This is a genomic window from Romboutsia weinsteinii, from assembly GCF_002250835.2.
GTDB classification, from domain to species: Bacteria; Bacillota; Clostridia; order Peptostreptococcales; family Peptostreptococcaceae; genus Romboutsia_A; species Romboutsia_A weinsteinii.
In genome coordinates, this window is the sequence record NZ_NOJY02000028.1 from 1 (window position 1) to 15,648 (window position 15,648).

Consider the following 15,648-nt stretch of genomic DNA (forward strand, 5'->3'; position numbering starts at 1 on the left):
ACAAATTAAAAAGGATGGTTGTTTATTATAATAAACAACCATCCTTTTTAATTTGTTTTTATATTGCAAACTTATAATGATTTAGCCACTTCACTTATCATTTCTTTTAGGTCTACAAGTTCTCTTCTAATTTCCGTAAAGTCTCCACTTAATAATTTCTTATTCTTTACAACGATTCTACCATCTACTACAACTGTATCTACATTACTTGGGTTTGCTGAGTAAACTATAGATGCGTAGTAGTCATATATAGGTTGCATATTTACAGATTGGGTCTCAATTAAAGTTAAATCCGCTACTTTTCCTATTTCTATAGATCCTATCTTATTACCCATTCCAAGCACTTTAGCTCCGCCTATAGTCGCCATCTCTACCAACTCCTCTGATGGTAGTAAAGTTCTATTACTATTGAATAATTTGTGTATTTTACCAACTTGAGACATTTGAGTAATTATGTCTAAAGTATTTCCACTCATAGGACCATCAGTTCCAAGGCCTATGTTTATACCCTCTTCTCTCATCTTAATTATAGGTGCAACTCCTTTTGCCCCTTTAGCATTAGCTCCTATATTGTGAGATACTCCAACTCCTCTTTTCTTAAGTATGTCTATATCGTTATCATTCACTAAAACAGTATGAGCTGATATAAAATTAGAGTCTAATATACCTAATTCATCTAAATATTGAACTGGAGTTAGATTATATTTTTCTTTATATTCACTTAATTCATAATCCATTTCTGCTACGTGCATTGTAAGTGGAACCTGATATTTTTTACTTATTTCATATGCTTCTTTTAATGATTCATCTGTATTAGTATATGGTGCATGTGGAGCTATTCCTGGCGTTATTAAAGAATCATTTTTCCATCTTTCAATAAATACTCTCGAGTAATCTAGCCCTCCAAAAGGCTCTTTTGCATCTGGTGCTGAGAAATTTAGTATAGTTTCACATAACACACCTCTAATATTTAATTCTTTAGATGCTTTTGCTACTTCATCTTCAAAATAATACATATCACAAAAAGTAGTTACTCCACCTAATAGCATCTCTGCTATAGCATATTTAGCACCTACATAAGTTAATTTTTCATCAACTAATCTTTGCTCTAATGGGAATAGATATCTTTTTAATCTATCTTTATAATCATCTGCTAAACTTCTAAAAGGAACCATTGAAGCATGAGTATGACAATTTACCATGCCAGGCATTAATATGCTTTCTTCTCCATCTATAATCTCCACTTCATTGTCAGCTAATAACGCCTCTTCTATATTGTTAGTTCCAACATAAATTATCTTATTTCCTTTGTAAGCTACATATCCATTTTCTATAACATCTTTATTTTCATTCATTGTAATTACTGTTACATTTTTAAATATAGTTATTTTATTATTCATGCTAGTGTTCTCCTATTCTATATTAAATTAGACTATGTGTACACATAGTCTAATAATTTTTTCTATTTAGTTATTGATCTTAAATAAAGAAACTATCTTCTGATTCCTTACATCAATCAATCCTTTATCAGTAATTTTAAGTGCTGGACTTACTGGTAATGATAATGTACTAAATGACATTATCTCATTCATATGATTATACCCTAAATCCTTCATAGCTTTTCTTACTTTTCCTAGATTTTCTCCTAAGACCTCAATAGGTTCATCACTTACAATTCCACCTATTGGAAGTTTTAGTTCTGCTAGTATATTACCTTTATTTGCAACAACATATCCCCCTTTAGATGATATTACTTTATTTACTGCTAAAATCATATCATCCATACTTCTTCCCATTACCATAAGATTATGATGATCATGAGCCCAAGTAGTTGCTATTGCACCTTCTTTTATAATTTCACCTTGTACTAGTCCAAAGGCTACATTATTATTTTTTCCATATCTTTCAAATACAGCAATCAACGCACAATTGCTATCTTCCCAATTTAGATTATTGCCTTTTATACTTAAAGTAATTTCGCCTTCTTCTGTAAAGGTCGTTTTCTCTGATACAATAATTGTTCTACATGTAACATTATTTTTATATGATTCAGGTACGTTTACTAATAAATCTTCTTTCGTAATAGTTTTTAAGTTTATGCTATTATATAACTTTTCACTAAAAATACTCTTGTTTGTAAAATATTCTTCCTTAACTCCTTTTAAAGTACTAAATACTTCTTCTCCATCTTTATAAACAAATTCTATTTCAAATTTCTCTAAGTCATTGACTAAGACAAAGTCAGAAATTTTACCAGGAGCTATTATACCTCTATCAAGAAGTCCCATCCTCTTAGCTGGAGTATATGTTGCTACATATATAGCATGTTCTAATGACATTCCTAATTTAACAGCTTCTTTTACTAATAAGTTAAGATGTCCTTTTGCTAATTTGTCTGCCATTACATCATCTGTTGCTAAGCAGAAATGCTCATATAGATTATTTTGTACTAAGAAATCTATATTTTCTTTAGTCATAGATTTGTGTTGCATCTCAATAAACATACCATTTTTTATTTTTTCTTCTAACGATGACACAGTTTGTTGAGTATGATCCCCATCCACACCTCTATAAATGTATAAAGATAAGTCAACTCCATCGATTTTAGGGCAATGCCCTTCTAATGGAAAGTTTCTTTTCTTTTCTCTACTTCTGTTAATTATTTTGTTAATTGTTGAATTTCCGTCTTCTATCAGATCTTTAAAATTCATTACCTCTCCAAGGCAAAGAATTTTATCATAATCTAATAATTCTTCCACTTCCCTAACCTTAATTTCTCCTCCAGTAGTCTCTAGTTCCCTTGAAGTTGAAGGTACTGAACTTGGTATTCCATAAAATATGTCTACCTTTTCGTCAGATTCCATGTACTCTTTTATTCCTTCAATTCCAAAAACATTTGCAATTTCATGAGGGTCAGCTACAACTGTAGTGACCCCATGTTTTATAACAGCCTTAGAAAATTCACTAGGAATTGTCATCGAGCTTTCAATATGCATATGAATATCTATCAAACCTGGAATCATGTACTTATTATTACCATCTATAATATTGTTACATGTAAATCTATCCTCATAATCATTACCAATGTGAACAAACTTACCATCATATATTACGACATCACCTTGTATAAATTTTTTAAAGTAACTGTTGTATACATTTAGGTTTTTTATAATTAATTGTACTTCCATTCTCTCACCTATTTAATACTAGTTCATTATTCTATTCCAAGTATTAATCCAATCATTCATTAATGTATTTACAAATTTGAAGTCTACTGTCTTAGCATTTTCAACTATTGGTCCGTATGCTAAGTTCTTAGAATCTTCTTCGTTTAACTTAACTCCAGTGTTAACTGGTGCTTCATTTAAAGCCTTAGCTGCTCTTTCTTGAACTTCTGGACTTAATGCATAATTTATAAATTCATAAGCTAATTCTTTATTCTTAGAGTTTTTGTTTATGTTTATTGTGTTAAAGTTTAAATAAGTTCCTGATGCTGGTATTACATTTTTTACTTCTGGTTTAGCTTTTGCTATTGTTTCAAATGCAAAATCTGATGCTACAGCTGCTACTATTTCCCCACTTGAGAACATGTTTGCTAAATCTGATGATTTACTATAAGTTTTAACAACGTTCGGCTTTAATGATTCTAATTGCTTAAAGGCTGCTTCACCTTTATCACTGTTAAGATCAACGCCTGCTTTTTCTGCTGCTATACTTACTATTGCTGCTCCATTAGTAGTTGTTATATCTGGTATAGCTATTTTTCCTTTTAATTCTGGCTTCCATAAATCTTCCCATGAATTTATCTCTATTCCTGCCAATGGATCTACTACTATTCCTATACTATTTTGTGTATAAGCTGGACCGTATCCTGCCTCTACAGTATGTTTTGCTTTTTCATTTATATTTTCTGCATTTGGTATTTTAGAGTAATCTAACTTCTCAAATATGCCTGCTTCTATTCCTTGCTCAGCAAACGATTCTGCTAAGTAAGTTATATCTATATTTGAATTTGGGTTATTTTTCATTTTAGTTAATCTTTCAGAGTTGTTTCCAACTTCTAAAACTATCTCTACACCATGCTCTTTAGCAAATGGCTCAAATACTGTTTCTTTTAATACATCTTCATTTAAACCCCAAGTTGAAACTATAAGCTTATTACTTGATGCTGAGTCTCCTGATTTTCCACATCCTACTAAAGCTGTTGCTGATATTACTCCTGTTAATAATAATGCCATAATTTTCTTATTCATCGATATTCTCCTTATCATCTCTCATATTAAATGCTTCGTCGACACATTATTCAAATGGATATATTAATTCCAAATAATAGACACAATTGCTGCGCTCTTACATTGTTTATAGTATAACTATTTTATTTGATGGTAGTTGAAGTTTTACTTTATCTCCTTTTTCATATACAACGCTGTTTTCACTATTTACTATTATGCTACCTATAGATGTTTTTACATCATATTGATATGCCTTACCTAAGAAAGTTCTTATTTCTACTGTACCTTCTATTGTATTTTCTAAATCTTCAGCAACTATTTTTATATCATCTGGTCTTATTGTAGCTTTTGGAGTTTCTTTATCTTTTACTCTATCTACCTTAAATTTAACTCCTGATTCACTAGCATAAGTATCTTTTGATACTTGCTTTATATCAATAAAGTTTTCAAATCCTACGAATCTTGCAACAAATTCTGTTGCTGGATTTGAATATATATTTTCAGGAGTATCAAATTGCTCTATTACCCCTTTATTAAGAACTGCTACTCTGTCTGAGATTGAGAAGCACTCTTCTTGGTCATGAGTAACGAATAGCGTTGTTATTCCCAATTTTTGTTGAAGCTTTCTTATCTCGACTCTCATCTTAAGTCTTAATTTTGCATCAAGATTACTTAATGGCTCATCTAAAAGTAAAAGACTTGGTTCTACAACTAAAGCTCTTGCTATAGCAACTCTTTGTCTTTGTCCTCCAGATAATTCTTTAGGATATCTCTTCGCTAAGTGAGACATGTCTACAGTTTCTAATATTTCAGCAACTTTAGCCTTAATTTCGTCCTTTGGAACTTTCTTCATATTTAATCCAAATGCAACATTTTCTTCAACAGTCAAATGTGGGAACAATGCATAACTTTGGAACACTAATCCAAAGTTTCTATTATGAACAGGTATCTTTGTGTAGTCTTCTTCCCCTAATAAAAACTTACCTGCTGTTGGTTCTATAAACCCTGCTACAACTCTTAGCGTAGTTGTCTTTCCACATCCACTAGGTCCTAGAAGTGATACTAACTCTCCTTTTTTAACCTTTAGATTTAAGTTTTCTAATATATTATTTTTTTTATCATATGAAACATTTATGTTTTGTAGATTAATTAAATCCATTTTATTATCCTCCAAGTCTTTGTTAGTTATAACTTTACGCTGCAAAATTGTTAAGACCTAATGTCTTTTCTAATATATACATGATACCAACAGTTAATATCATTAATATTACCGATAATGCTGATACTGTTGGGTCATAATTATACTCAACATAGTTCATCATTGTTATAGGTAATGTACTTACCCCTGGACCAGTTAAAAACATTGATACTGGAACATTATTAAATGAATTTATAAAAGCTAACATAAATGCTGCCATTACTCCTGATGTTATGTTTGGTAACACTACTTTAAAGAATGTTTTAGATTTCTTACATCCTAAACTCATAGCTGCTTCTTCTATTGAATAGTCAAATACCTCTAAGCTTGACCCAATTACTCTTATTATATAAGGGATAATTACTAATGTATGTCCAATAAATAAACTCATATATACTGAAAGATTTAATCTCACTAATAGGAATTGGAATAATGAAAATCCAACTACTATACCAGGTATTATAAGTGGTGAGAAGAAGAAACTTTTAATTGCTCCCTTTCCCTTAAAGTCATATCTACTTAATCCATAAGCTGCCGGCATACCTATTATTAGTGCTACTAATGTAGCTACTCCAGATATAACTAAACTTGTAACCATACTACTTACGAAAGCTTCTGATTTAAATACTGTTGCAAACCATTGTAAGCTAAATCCTTTTGGAGGAAATGCTATATAATTTTCTGTTCCGATACTTGTCATAGCAATAATAGCTAATGGTGCAAATAAGAATATATATACTAATACAACAAATGCTGTTAAAAACTTGTTCTTTTTCATCTTATGAAACACCTCTCTTATCTAGTTTTGATGCTAGGAAGTTAATTCCCTTAATAACTATTAATGTTACTACTATCATTATAGTTGCTACTACAGCAGCTCCTTGCCAATCACCAAGTGTCATTGTCTTTTGGTAGATTAATGTAGCTAATACTGTGTTTTTATTTCCACCTAATAATTGCGGAGTAGTATATGCAGTTAAAGAACCTGTGAATACTAAAACTGTTCCAACTATTAATCCTGGCAAACTAAGCGGGAATATAACCTTGAAAAATGCCTTTAATTTATTTGCGCCTAAACTTTCAGCAGCTTCTAATAAATCATTTTCTACATTTTCCATAACCCCAACAAGAGAAATAATCATCAAAGGCAGGAATATATACACCGTACCTACTATAATTGCTCCCTCTGTATATAAAAGCGATAGTGGTTCTGATATAATACTTAATTTCATAAGCATACTATTTATAACCCCATTTTTTCCTAATATACTCATCCATGCAAATGAACGAACAACTGAGTTTGTCAGTATAGGAAACACTGTTAATGCAATAAATAATCCTCTTAATTTTTTAGATGTTCTTGAAATATAATATGCCACCGGCACCCCTATAACCATGCAGATTAAAGATGCTATCAGTGATATCTTTATAGTCCTAATAAATATTCCCATCATATATTCATCCTTAAAGAAATCTATATATGCACTAAACATTCCCTCTGTTGTATTTGTGAATGTAGGAATTATCGTACCTGCTAATGGAATTATCATAAAATAGGCTACTAATACCAAACATGGTATAAATAATATATAATAACTTTTTTTCTTCATTATTCTCCATCCTCCCTATAAATAATATGTATTAAATCGAACCTTTATCGATATTCTTTTTATTTCATAAGGTTATTTTACTTCCTTATACAAACAATGTCAATTTTTTTTAAATTATTTTTCGTATATAAGTTAATTTTCAATTATAATTTTCTTAAATAATTTACTTTTTAATATCATAATATAGTAAATTCCGTACATTCATAATACTAATAGCAATAAATATTATTTCTATATGAGATATTCTCCTTAATAGTATCCAAACTACATAAAAATTATATAGGTAAAAAGTCATAATAAAAAACCACGACATTATTATCGTGGTTTTATATTATGATTTTTTATATTATTTATGCCTCTTTTTTACTTCTAAAGCATAAAGAGTAAAGAAGTACTACAGCAAAGCATATTACTGGTATAACAAACGACGAACGGATAGCTGCTTCTGCTCCTTGGAAAGACGGTACAATACTTGATAATGTACCATTATCTATAAACTTACCCATAAGTGGTGTGATTACTGCTCCACCAAGTATTGCCATTATAAGTCCTGCAGCTCCAACCTTCACTTCTTCTCCTAAGTCCTTAAGTGCAATACCATAAATAGTAGGGAACATAAGTGACATACAAGCTGATATTCCAACTAAACACCAGATTGATTGAGCTGTTGGTAAGAATATTGTTCCTAAACTACATGCGATTCCACCTACTGCAAATACAGCCATCATTATAGCTGGATCTATATATTTCATAAGTGCAGTACATATCCAACGGCATACTATGAATGAAACTATCGCTATAAGATAATATTGAGCCGCCGCTGCTTCGTTTAATCCAAGTGTCGTCATTACATATTGTATAGTCCACGTCCACACAGCTATTTGAACACCTACATAGAAAAACTGTGCAATAACTCCAAATGCATAACGTGGTATTTTAACAAGTTTACTAATAGATTGAACTATATTAAGATCTCCTGAATTATCTTTCTCAGACCCTTTACTCTTTTTAAAGAAAGACCAAATTATTATAGCTATAATAACTAATCCTACATATGGTACACATACCCACAATAATTCATTACTACGTATTGAACTTAGAGCCTCTGGACTCATTGCTATACGCTCTTCATAAGTTGCAGGATTTAAATTACTTAATATTAAGTATTTTGCAAGAATAATACCAGATAAAGAACCTATAGGGTTAAATGCTTGAGCTAAATTAAGACGACGAACACTAGTCTCTTCATCCCCTAGTGATATTACATATGGATTACAAGTTGTCTCAAGTATAGATAGACCACCTGCTAATACGAATACTGATACTAGGAATAAATTGAAATTTTGTAGCATAGCAGCTGGAATATATCCCATAGCTCCAACTATATACAATCCAAGCCCTACTAATACACCATGTCTATAAGAATATTTTTTAATTAGTATTGCTGCAGGTAAGGCAAGTACTGCATATGATCCATAAAAAGCAACCTGAGTCAGAGAGGCATCTGCAGCTTCTAGCATAAATATTCTTCCGAATGCTGGTACTAGATTATCAGTCATGTTATTTAAAAGACCCCAAAGTACAAAGCATGATATAAGCATCACAAAATGTATCATATATTGTTTTGGTACAATAGGAGCTTTAGCACTGCTCTTTGATTTACTCCCAATAGCACCATCTATTTTTCCTTGCATGTTTAATCCCCCTTAAAATATAAATGGTAAATCTTATTTTTATTTTCTATAACGCTTAAATCCTGGGTGCCTTCCTGTTACTCCATATCCTTTTCTCATTCCCACTAATCTATCTATATTATCTCTTGATATTTCTTTTTCCCCGCCTAATAAATGTGCTGTTAAACTTATTTTTGCATATAATTCTAATGTTTCCATTCTATAGTAAGCCGTTATTAAATCAGATCCTACTGTTAGCGCTCCATGATTTGCTAATAATAGTACATCATGCTCCTTTAAGTATGGTGCTATTGAATCTGGAACCTCATATGTAGATGGCGTTCCATATGGTGTTACTGGTATCGATCCTATTGCTACTACTGTCTCAATCATAGTGTATCTATCTAGATCTAATTGAGCTACAGCATATCCCGTAGCTGTTGGTGGATGTGCATGAACAACTGCCCCTACATCATCCCTTTCTTGGTAACATCTTAGATGCATCTTTATTTCTGATGAAGGTTTTGCACCATCTGGTCCATCAAGTATATCTCCATCTGCATTAATATGTACTAATTTTTCTGGTGTAATAAAGCTCTTACTAATACCTGTAGGTGTTGCTAAAAATGTCCCATCTTCTAGCTTTACACTTACATTACCATCATTTGCTGCAACCCATCCTAATTGCCACATTTTGTGACAAACATCACATATTTGTTCTCTTACTTCCATATATTCTAAAGTTTTTGTACATTCCATAGTCTTCTACCTCCCAAATTGTTAAATTTCTTATTCAACCACTACACCTTTTTGTAGTATCACATTTGCATATAATGCCTTTTCACCTGTTGCTACTATTGCATATGCTTTTTTTGCCTCATCATAAAAATCAAAACGTTCTATATTTGCTACTGTAGCGCCACCGCGGCTATCATACTTACTTACGATTTCTTTATATGTGTCCCATATAGGTGTTTCTACTGTGTCTCCTGGTACTACTTCCATTAAATTCACTGATTTTTCTACGTAAGTATCTAGCGGGAATATAGTTAATATTGCATCTAATAATTCTGGAACTCCATGTCCATCACAACGAATCACAATACAATCTTTTCCCATACTTTCAGCTGGAAAGTTTCCATCCGATAATACTATTTGATCACTATGTCCCATTTCGCATAACACCTTTAATAATTCAGGTGATAATATTTGTGGTATTCCTTTTAGCATGTTACTACCTCCCTAGATTTAATTAAATCCTTAAATCTTTCGTACGCATCTTCCCAAAGTACTGTATCTTTTGGAGAATACATATATATATCTTGAGAGTTCTCAATAATCTTACGAGCTTCTTTCAGACTTTTAATTTCATTTGTGGCCATTAATTGGATTGCAATATTACCTAATACCGTAGCTTCTATAGGACCAGCAGATACCTCAATCTGACATGCATTTGCTGTCATTTGGCAAAGTAATTTGCTTTGTATTCCACCGCCAAGCATATACATCTTGTCATACGTTTTTCCTGTGCAATCTTTTATCTCTTCTAAAGAATAACGATACTTCATTGCTAAACTTTCATTAATACACCTAACAATTTCTGCTTTATTTGCTGGTACTTTTTGGCCAGTTTTTAAGCAGTATTCTTGAATCCTTTTAGGTATATTACCTGCTGGTACAAATACTGGATCATCTGGATCTATAAAAGATTGGAAAGGTTGTGCATTTTGAGCCATTCCTTCTAGTTCCCCAAAGCTATAATCTATACCTTCTCTTATCCACTGCCTTCTACTCTCTTGTATTAGCCATAATCCAATAATATTTTTTAAAAATGATGATTTGTCATCATAGGATCCCTCATTGGTAATATTGTAATTACTCGATTTTTCATTAATAATTGGTTCATTAAGTTCAGTCCCAAGTAATGACCATGTTCCACAACTTAAAAATACAAAATCATCATCTTGTGTAGGTACAGAAACAAGCGCACTTTGTGTATCATGACCTGATACAGCTATAACATCACACATATCTATTTTAAGCTCTTCGCTTATATCTTCTGATATTTTTCCAATTATAGTTCCACTTGGTACTATTTCTGTAAATAGATTTTTGGGTAAATCAAGCAATTCAATTACTTTATTAGACCAAGTTCTGTTTTTTGCATCGAATAACTGACTTGTAGATGCTATAGATTTTTCAGTTACTTTTCTTCCAGTTAAAAAGTAATTAAATAAATCCGGCATTAGAAGCATCACATCTGCTCTTTCAAGCAGATATGGCCTCTTCTCTTTTAATGATAATAACTGAAATGCAGTATTTATCTCCATAAACTGATTACCAGTTATATCATAAAACTCATCCTTAGATATTTTTTCAAAACTCTTTTCTATCATTCCTGATGTTCTTCCATCTCTATAATGAATAGGATTTTCAAGTAACTGACCATATTCATCTAAAAGAGCAAAATCAACACCCCATGTATCGATACCTATACTATCAATTTTTCCATAAGGCTTTGACTTTATTAAACTTTGCTTAATCTCAAAGAATAGTCTAAGTACATCCCAATACATTGTTCCACCTAAAATAACTGGATCATTGGAAAATCTATGTATTTCCTCGATATGTATTGTATCGCCATTGAAAGTACCAAGCATCGCTCTTCCACTAGATGCTCCAAAGTCAAAAGCCAAAACTTTTTTATCTATTTTATTTATATTCATAATATCACCTACTGTTATTTGTACATTGGACCATAAGCTTCACAAGCTCTGTAATCTTGACCTTCTTTGTCCATACCAAAAGCATTCCAAGCAGCTGGTCTAAATACGTTTTCCTCTTCTACATTGTGCATACTTACAGGTATTCTTAACATAGAGCATAAAGTAATTATATCTGCTCCAATATGACCATAACTTATCGCACCATGGTTAGCTCCCCAGTTATTCATTACATCGTAAGAAGATTTAAATGCACCTTCTCCTGTAAGTCTTGGTGCAAACCAAGTACAAGGCCAAGTATAATCTGTTCTCTTCCATAATTTATCAGATACTTCATCAGGAAGATTTACAGTATAACCTTCTACTAATTGAACTACTGGACCTAATCCTTTTACAAGATTTAATCTTATCATAGTAACAGGCATTTCAGCTTCTGTTAAGAATCTTGAGGAGTATCCACCACCTTTGAAATACCCATTATTTGCAGGGTTCCAAGTAGTTGCTTTAAGTATATTTTCTTGGTCCTCTTCAGTTATATCATACCAAGCTTTCATTACTTTATTTCCATTTTGATCTTTAGCCTGACCGCAAGCATCAAGACAAGATGCCCCAGAATTTATTAGATGAATAAATCCATCAGATTCTTTTGCAACTCCCTCTAAATCATATCCTGTAGCCTTTTTAACTGCATCTGGACTCCAGTAAGTACGAACATCTGAGAATATTTGAGGTGCATTTGTTAATAGCTTTCCAAATAGCATACTTATACCATTTAATACATCATTTTCAGTAGCTAATATATAAGGCTCTCTAGCACCATCCCAGTCAAACGAAGTATTAAGTAATGCTTCTGGGTAGTCACAATTTGGGTAGAAGTCTGTCCATTGTCTTTGACCTTGGAAACCTGCAGCTATTGCATTATGACCCAATCTTTCTTCTTCACAACCTTCTGGTAAATTTTCATTTCCATTCATTAAGTCTTTTATAATACACATCATTTTAACAACAAATTCCCAATCTTCATCTTTTTGATCTCTAGTTTTTTGAACACTTTCAGGATTAGTATCAAATCCTTCTATACATTTTTCCTTAGTCCATTTTAAAGCTCTTTCAAATTCTTTCTTATCATATATTTCTTCACTCATTCTTCTTATTACTTCTGTTTCATCAACTGATTCTACTCTCATTCCTAAATACTCTTCTATAAATGCTGAGTCTATTATAGAACCACCAATTCCCATGCATATAGATCCTATTTGTAAATAAGATTTACCTCTCATAGAAGCTGCTGCTACAGCTGATCTACCAAATCTTAATAGTTTTTCTTTAACATCTTCTGGTATTTCAGTTGCATCCGCATCTTGAACATCATGTCCATATATACCAAATGCAGGAAGTCCCTTTTGTGCATGAGTTGCTAAAACTGATGCAAGATAAACTGCACCCGGTCTTTCAGTTCCATTGAATCCCCATACCCCTTTTATAGTCATTGGATCCATATCCATTGTTTCTGAACCATAACACCAGCAAGGAGTAACAGTAAGTGTTATATCTACACCTTCTCTTCTAAACTTATCTGCACAAGCTGCTGATTCTGGTACTCTACCTATTGTAGTATCTGCTATTACGACTTTTACAGGTTCTCCATTGGAATACTTTAGATTTTCTTCGAATAATTTAGCTGCTGATTTTGCCATATTCATTGTTTGTTCTTCTAATGATCCTCTTACATCTAGTACTCCTCTTCTAGCATCTATTGTTGGTCTTATTCCTATTACTGGATATTCTCCTATCAATCTACTCTTTGCCATAATAATTTCCCCCTACTAAATTTATTATTTTATATGTATGTTTCTTGAATTCCTATTTCTTAACTTTCTAATTAAATTATAAACCTTCCAATAAACGTTTTCTCGTGTTATAATAGTCAGAAAATATAATAATATTCACTTTTTTATATAAACCAAAAGGGGGATTTAATATTATGAAGTATTTTGATTACAAAGAAAATAAACAGCATGGTACATTTGACTTTCCAATAGAATTTTATCATGTTACTCCAAGCCACCCTAGATATAATATGCCATACCATTGGCACACTGAGTGTGAGATTATTAGAATCTTAGAAGGAGAATTCTTATTGTCAATCAATGAAGAAAAAATTACAGCTAGAAAAAATGATTTAATCTTTATTCATGACGGAATTTTTCATGGTGGCATACCTAAAAATTGTATTTATGAGTGTATTGTATTTGATATGAAATTACTTCTAAAGCAAAACCATGCCTGTACTAAACAAATACAAGATATCGTAAACAAAAATAAAGTAATTCGTCATATACTTCCCACTAATATTGGCGATCTAAAAGTATGTTGCAATTATTTATTTGAATCTATGAAATCAAAGAAAACCGGATATGAATTTATCACCCAAGGCTCTCTGTATCATTTATTAGGCATAATATTAGAACATGAATTGTACATAAGAAATTCAAAATTTACTAAAAAGACTGAACAGAGAATCTTACAGTTTAAAAAAGTGCTCTCTTTAATTGAAACCGAATATTCTAATCCAATTTCCCTTGAAGATTTATCCAAGGCTGCAGGTATGACTCCAAAGTATTTTTGTAGATTCTTTTTTGAAATGAGTAATAAAACTCCTATAGAATATTTAAACTTTTATCGTATAGAAAGTGCTTGTGATCAACTGATAACAACTGATTTACCAGTCACTGAAATCGCTTTAAATTGTGGATTTAATGATCTAAGTTATTTCATCAAAACCTTTAAAAAACATAAGGGCATAACACCAAAGCAATACCTGAAATCTTTACTGTATAACACAAATCAATAAATTTTATTGACAACATCATAAATAGTTCACAAATCAGGTTTATTAGTAATAACTAAATCAGATATAAAAAAGAGCTACAACAAATCTTAATCAGATTTATCTTGTAGCTCCTATTGCTTATTTATTATTTTGAGTATTCACACTCTACTTGCATTAAAGATTCATATAATTTAACTATATCTTCAACACATGTTTCCTTTGGATTACCTGCTCTACATGCATCTGCATATGCCGATTCTGATAAGAATTTAATATCTTTTTCCTTTACTATTTCTCTTAAATCAGCTGGAATACCAACATCACTAGAAAGCTTTTTAACTGCATCAACAGCTGCTTTTCTATATTCTTCAACACTCATACTCTCTATACCTTCAACACCCATTGCCGATGCTATGTATTTATACTTATCTCCAGTTTGTTCTGCATTGTATTCCATAACAGTTGGAAGTATTATTGCATTAGCTATTCCATGTGGTGTATCGTATACTGCTCCTAAAGGATGTGCCATTGAATGAACTATACCAAGTCCTACATTTGAGAATCCCATTCCAGCTATGTATTGACCTAACGCCATACCTTCTCTACCCTCTGGAGTATTTTCTACTGCTCCTCTTAAATTCTTAGCTATTAACTCTATAGCTTTTAAATGGAACATATCAGTCATACCCCAAGCTGCTGCTGTTGTAAAACCTTCTATCGCGTGCGTTAACGCATCCATTCCAGTTGCTGCCGTAAGACCTTTCGGCATACTTGCCATCATCTCTGGATCTATCACTGCTACTACAGGTATATCGTGTGTGTCTACACATACAAATTTTCTATTTTTCTCAACATCTGTAATGACATAGTTTATTGTAACTTCTGCTGCTGTACCTGCTGTAGTTGGTACAGCTATTATCGGCACACATTTATTTTTTGTTGGAGCTACCCCTTCTAAACTTCTTACATCTTCGAATTCAGGATTATTTATAATGATACCTACCGCTTTAGCAGTATCCATAGATGATCCTCCACCTATAGCAATTATATAATCTGCACCAGATGCTTTATAAGCTGCTACACCAGTCTGTACATTTTCTATAGTTGGGTTTGCTTTAATATTAGAATATAACTCATATTTAAGCCCAGCTTCCTCTAATATAGAAGTAACCTTACTTGTAACCCCAAATTTAACTAAATCTGGATCAGAGCATAAAAACGCTTTCTTGAAGCCTCTAGTAATGACCTCTGTTGCTATTTCTTTTATTGCACCCGCTCCGTGATATGAAGTTTCATTTAACACTATTCTATTTACCATAATAATCTCCCCCTTTGTTATCTTAATAACATTATATTTATAATTGTAGTTTTATTGAGAT

Annotated in this window: 13 protein-coding genes; 1 reads left to right on the plus strand and 12 read right to left on the minus strand. The window is 31.9% G+C overall.

The genetic code is table 11. The features are described 5' to 3' along the window. Window positions 1-71: 71 nt before the first annotated feature. The 11 genes from CHL78_RS13600 to CHL78_RS13650 all read right to left on the minus strand — a co-directional run bounded on the left by CHL78_RS13600 (window position 72) and on the right by CHL78_RS13650 (window position 13,247). Window positions 72-1,400, minus strand: coding sequence for an amidohydrolase (locus CHL78_RS13600; protein WP_094368801.1), 1,329 nt, complete (start codon window positions 1,398-1,400; stop codon window positions 72-74). A 66-nt stretch (window positions 1,401-1,466) separates the two neighbouring features. After that, window positions 1,467-3,188: an adenine deaminase C-terminal domain-containing protein gene (locus tag CHL78_RS13605; RefSeq protein WP_094368802.1), complete on the minus strand. Its 1,722-nt coding sequence runs from the start codon at window positions 3,186-3,188 to the stop codon at window positions 1,467-1,469. An 18-nt stretch (window positions 3,189-3,206) separates the two neighbouring features. Then, complete coding sequence (locus CHL78_RS13610; RefSeq protein WP_094368803.1) at window positions 3,207-4,253, minus strand: ABC transporter substrate-binding protein; 1,047 nt, start codon at window positions 4,251-4,253, stop codon at window positions 3,207-3,209. A gap of 106 nt (window positions 4,254-4,359) precedes the next feature. Next, on the minus strand, window positions 4,360-5,391 hold the full coding sequence (locus tag CHL78_RS13615) for an ABC transporter ATP-binding protein (RefSeq protein WP_094368804.1): 1,032 nt from the start codon (window positions 5,389-5,391) through the stop codon (window positions 4,360-4,362). A gap of 34 nt (window positions 5,392-5,425) precedes the next feature. After that, entirely contained in the window at window positions 5,426-6,208 is a 783-nt protein-coding gene (locus tag CHL78_RS13620) for an ABC transporter permease (protein WP_094368805.1), read from the minus strand. A 1-nt stretch (window position 6,209) separates the two neighbouring features. After that, window positions 6,210-7,040, minus strand: coding sequence for an ABC transporter permease (locus tag CHL78_RS13625; RefSeq protein WP_094368806.1), 831 nt, complete (start codon window positions 7,038-7,040; stop codon window positions 6,210-6,212). A 350-nt stretch (window positions 7,041-7,390) separates the two neighbouring features. After that, the gene (fucP, locus tag CHL78_RS13630; protein WP_094368807.1) at window positions 7,391-8,734 is read right to left on the minus strand and encodes an L-fucose:H+ symporter permease; all 1,344 of its coding nucleotides are present in this window, start codon (window positions 8,732-8,734) and stop codon (window positions 7,391-7,393) included. Between the two features lie 39 nt (window positions 8,735-8,773). Next, on the minus strand, window positions 8,774-9,472 hold the full coding sequence (locus CHL78_RS13635) for a class II aldolase/adducin family protein (RefSeq protein WP_094368808.1): 699 nt from the start codon (window positions 9,470-9,472) through the stop codon (window positions 8,774-8,776). Between the two features lie 30 nt (window positions 9,473-9,502). Further along, window positions 9,503-9,943 carry an RbsD/FucU family protein gene (locus CHL78_RS13640; protein ID WP_094368809.1) on the minus strand — a complete coding sequence of 147 codons (441 nt, stop codon included), beginning with the start codon at window positions 9,941-9,943 and terminating at the stop codon, window positions 9,503-9,505. Continuing rightward, window positions 9,937-11,439 (minus strand): rhamnulokinase, encoded by a 1,503-nt coding sequence (locus CHL78_RS13645; RefSeq protein WP_094368810.1) that lies wholly within the window; start codon window positions 11,437-11,439, stop codon window positions 9,937-9,939. Before CHL78_RS13645 ends, CHL78_RS13640 begins: the two co-directional genes overlap by 7 nt. A 14-nt stretch (window positions 11,440-11,453) precedes the next feature. Continuing rightward, a complete protein-coding gene (locus tag CHL78_RS13650) occupies window positions 11,454-13,247 on the minus strand; it encodes an L-fucose isomerase (RefSeq protein ID WP_094368811.1) in 1,794 nt (597 codons plus the stop codon). A 173-nt stretch (window positions 13,248-13,420) separates the two neighbouring features. Between CHL78_RS13650 and CHL78_RS13655 the strand changes: the two genes are divergently transcribed. Further along, on the plus strand, window positions 13,421-14,290 hold the full coding sequence (locus tag CHL78_RS13655; protein WP_094368812.1) for an AraC family transcriptional regulator: 870 nt from the start codon (window positions 13,421-13,423) through the stop codon (window positions 14,288-14,290). 124 nt (window positions 14,291-14,414) lie between these two features. Here the strand turns inward: CHL78_RS13655 and fucO are convergent, their stop codons facing one another. Beyond that, window positions 14,415-15,587, minus strand: coding sequence for a lactaldehyde reductase (fucO, locus tag CHL78_RS13660; RefSeq protein ID WP_094368813.1), 1,173 nt, complete (start codon window positions 15,585-15,587; stop codon window positions 14,415-14,417). Window positions 15,588-15,648 lie beyond the last annotated feature (61 nt).

Excerpts from the sequence above, each read along its gene's own strand:
- CHL78_RS13645 (WP_094368810.1), bottom strand. The coding sequence starts at position 11,439 with ATGAATATAAATAAAATAGATAAAAAAGTTTTGGCTTTTGACTTTGGA.
- CHL78_RS13655 (WP_094368812.1), top strand. The coding sequence starts at position 13,421 with ATGAAGTATTTTGATTACAAAGAAAATAAACAGCATGGTACATTTGAC.
- CHL78_RS13615 (WP_094368804.1), bottom strand. The coding sequence starts at position 5,391 with ATGGATTTAATTAATCTACAAAACATAAATGTTTCATATGATAAAAAA.
- CHL78_RS13600 (WP_094368801.1), bottom strand. The coding sequence starts at position 1,400 with ATGAATAATAAAATAACTATATTTAAAAATGTAACAGTAATTACAATG.
- CHL78_RS13625 (WP_094368806.1), bottom strand. The coding sequence starts at position 7,040 with ATGAAGAAAAAAAGTTATTATATATTATTTATACCATGTTTGGTATTA.
- fucP (WP_094368807.1), bottom strand. The coding sequence starts at position 8,734 with ATGCAAGGAAAAATAGATGGTGCTATTGGGAGTAAATCAAAGAGCAGT.
- CHL78_RS13610 (WP_094368803.1), bottom strand. The coding sequence starts at position 4,253 with ATGAATAAGAAAATTATGGCATTATTATTAACAGGAGTAATATCAGCA.
- CHL78_RS13650 (WP_094368811.1), bottom strand. The coding sequence starts at position 13,247 with ATGGCAAAGAGTAGATTGATAGGAGAATATCCAGTAATAGGAATAAGA.
- CHL78_RS13620 (WP_094368805.1), bottom strand. The coding sequence starts at position 6,208 with ATGAAAAAGAACAAGTTTTTAACAGCATTTGTTGTATTAGTATATATA.
- fucO (WP_094368813.1), bottom strand. The coding sequence starts at position 15,587 with ATGGTAAATAGAATAGTGTTAAATGAAACTTCATATCACGGAGCGGGT.
- CHL78_RS13605 (WP_094368802.1), bottom strand. The coding sequence starts at position 3,188 with ATGGAAGTACAATTAATTATAAAAAACCTAAATGTATACAACAGTTAC.
- CHL78_RS13635 (WP_094368808.1), bottom strand. The coding sequence starts at position 9,472 with ATGGAATGTACAAAAACTTTAGAATATATGGAAGTAAGAGAACAAATA.
- CHL78_RS13640 (WP_094368809.1), bottom strand. The coding sequence starts at position 9,943 with ATGCTAAAAGGAATACCACAAATATTATCACCTGAATTATTAAAGGTG.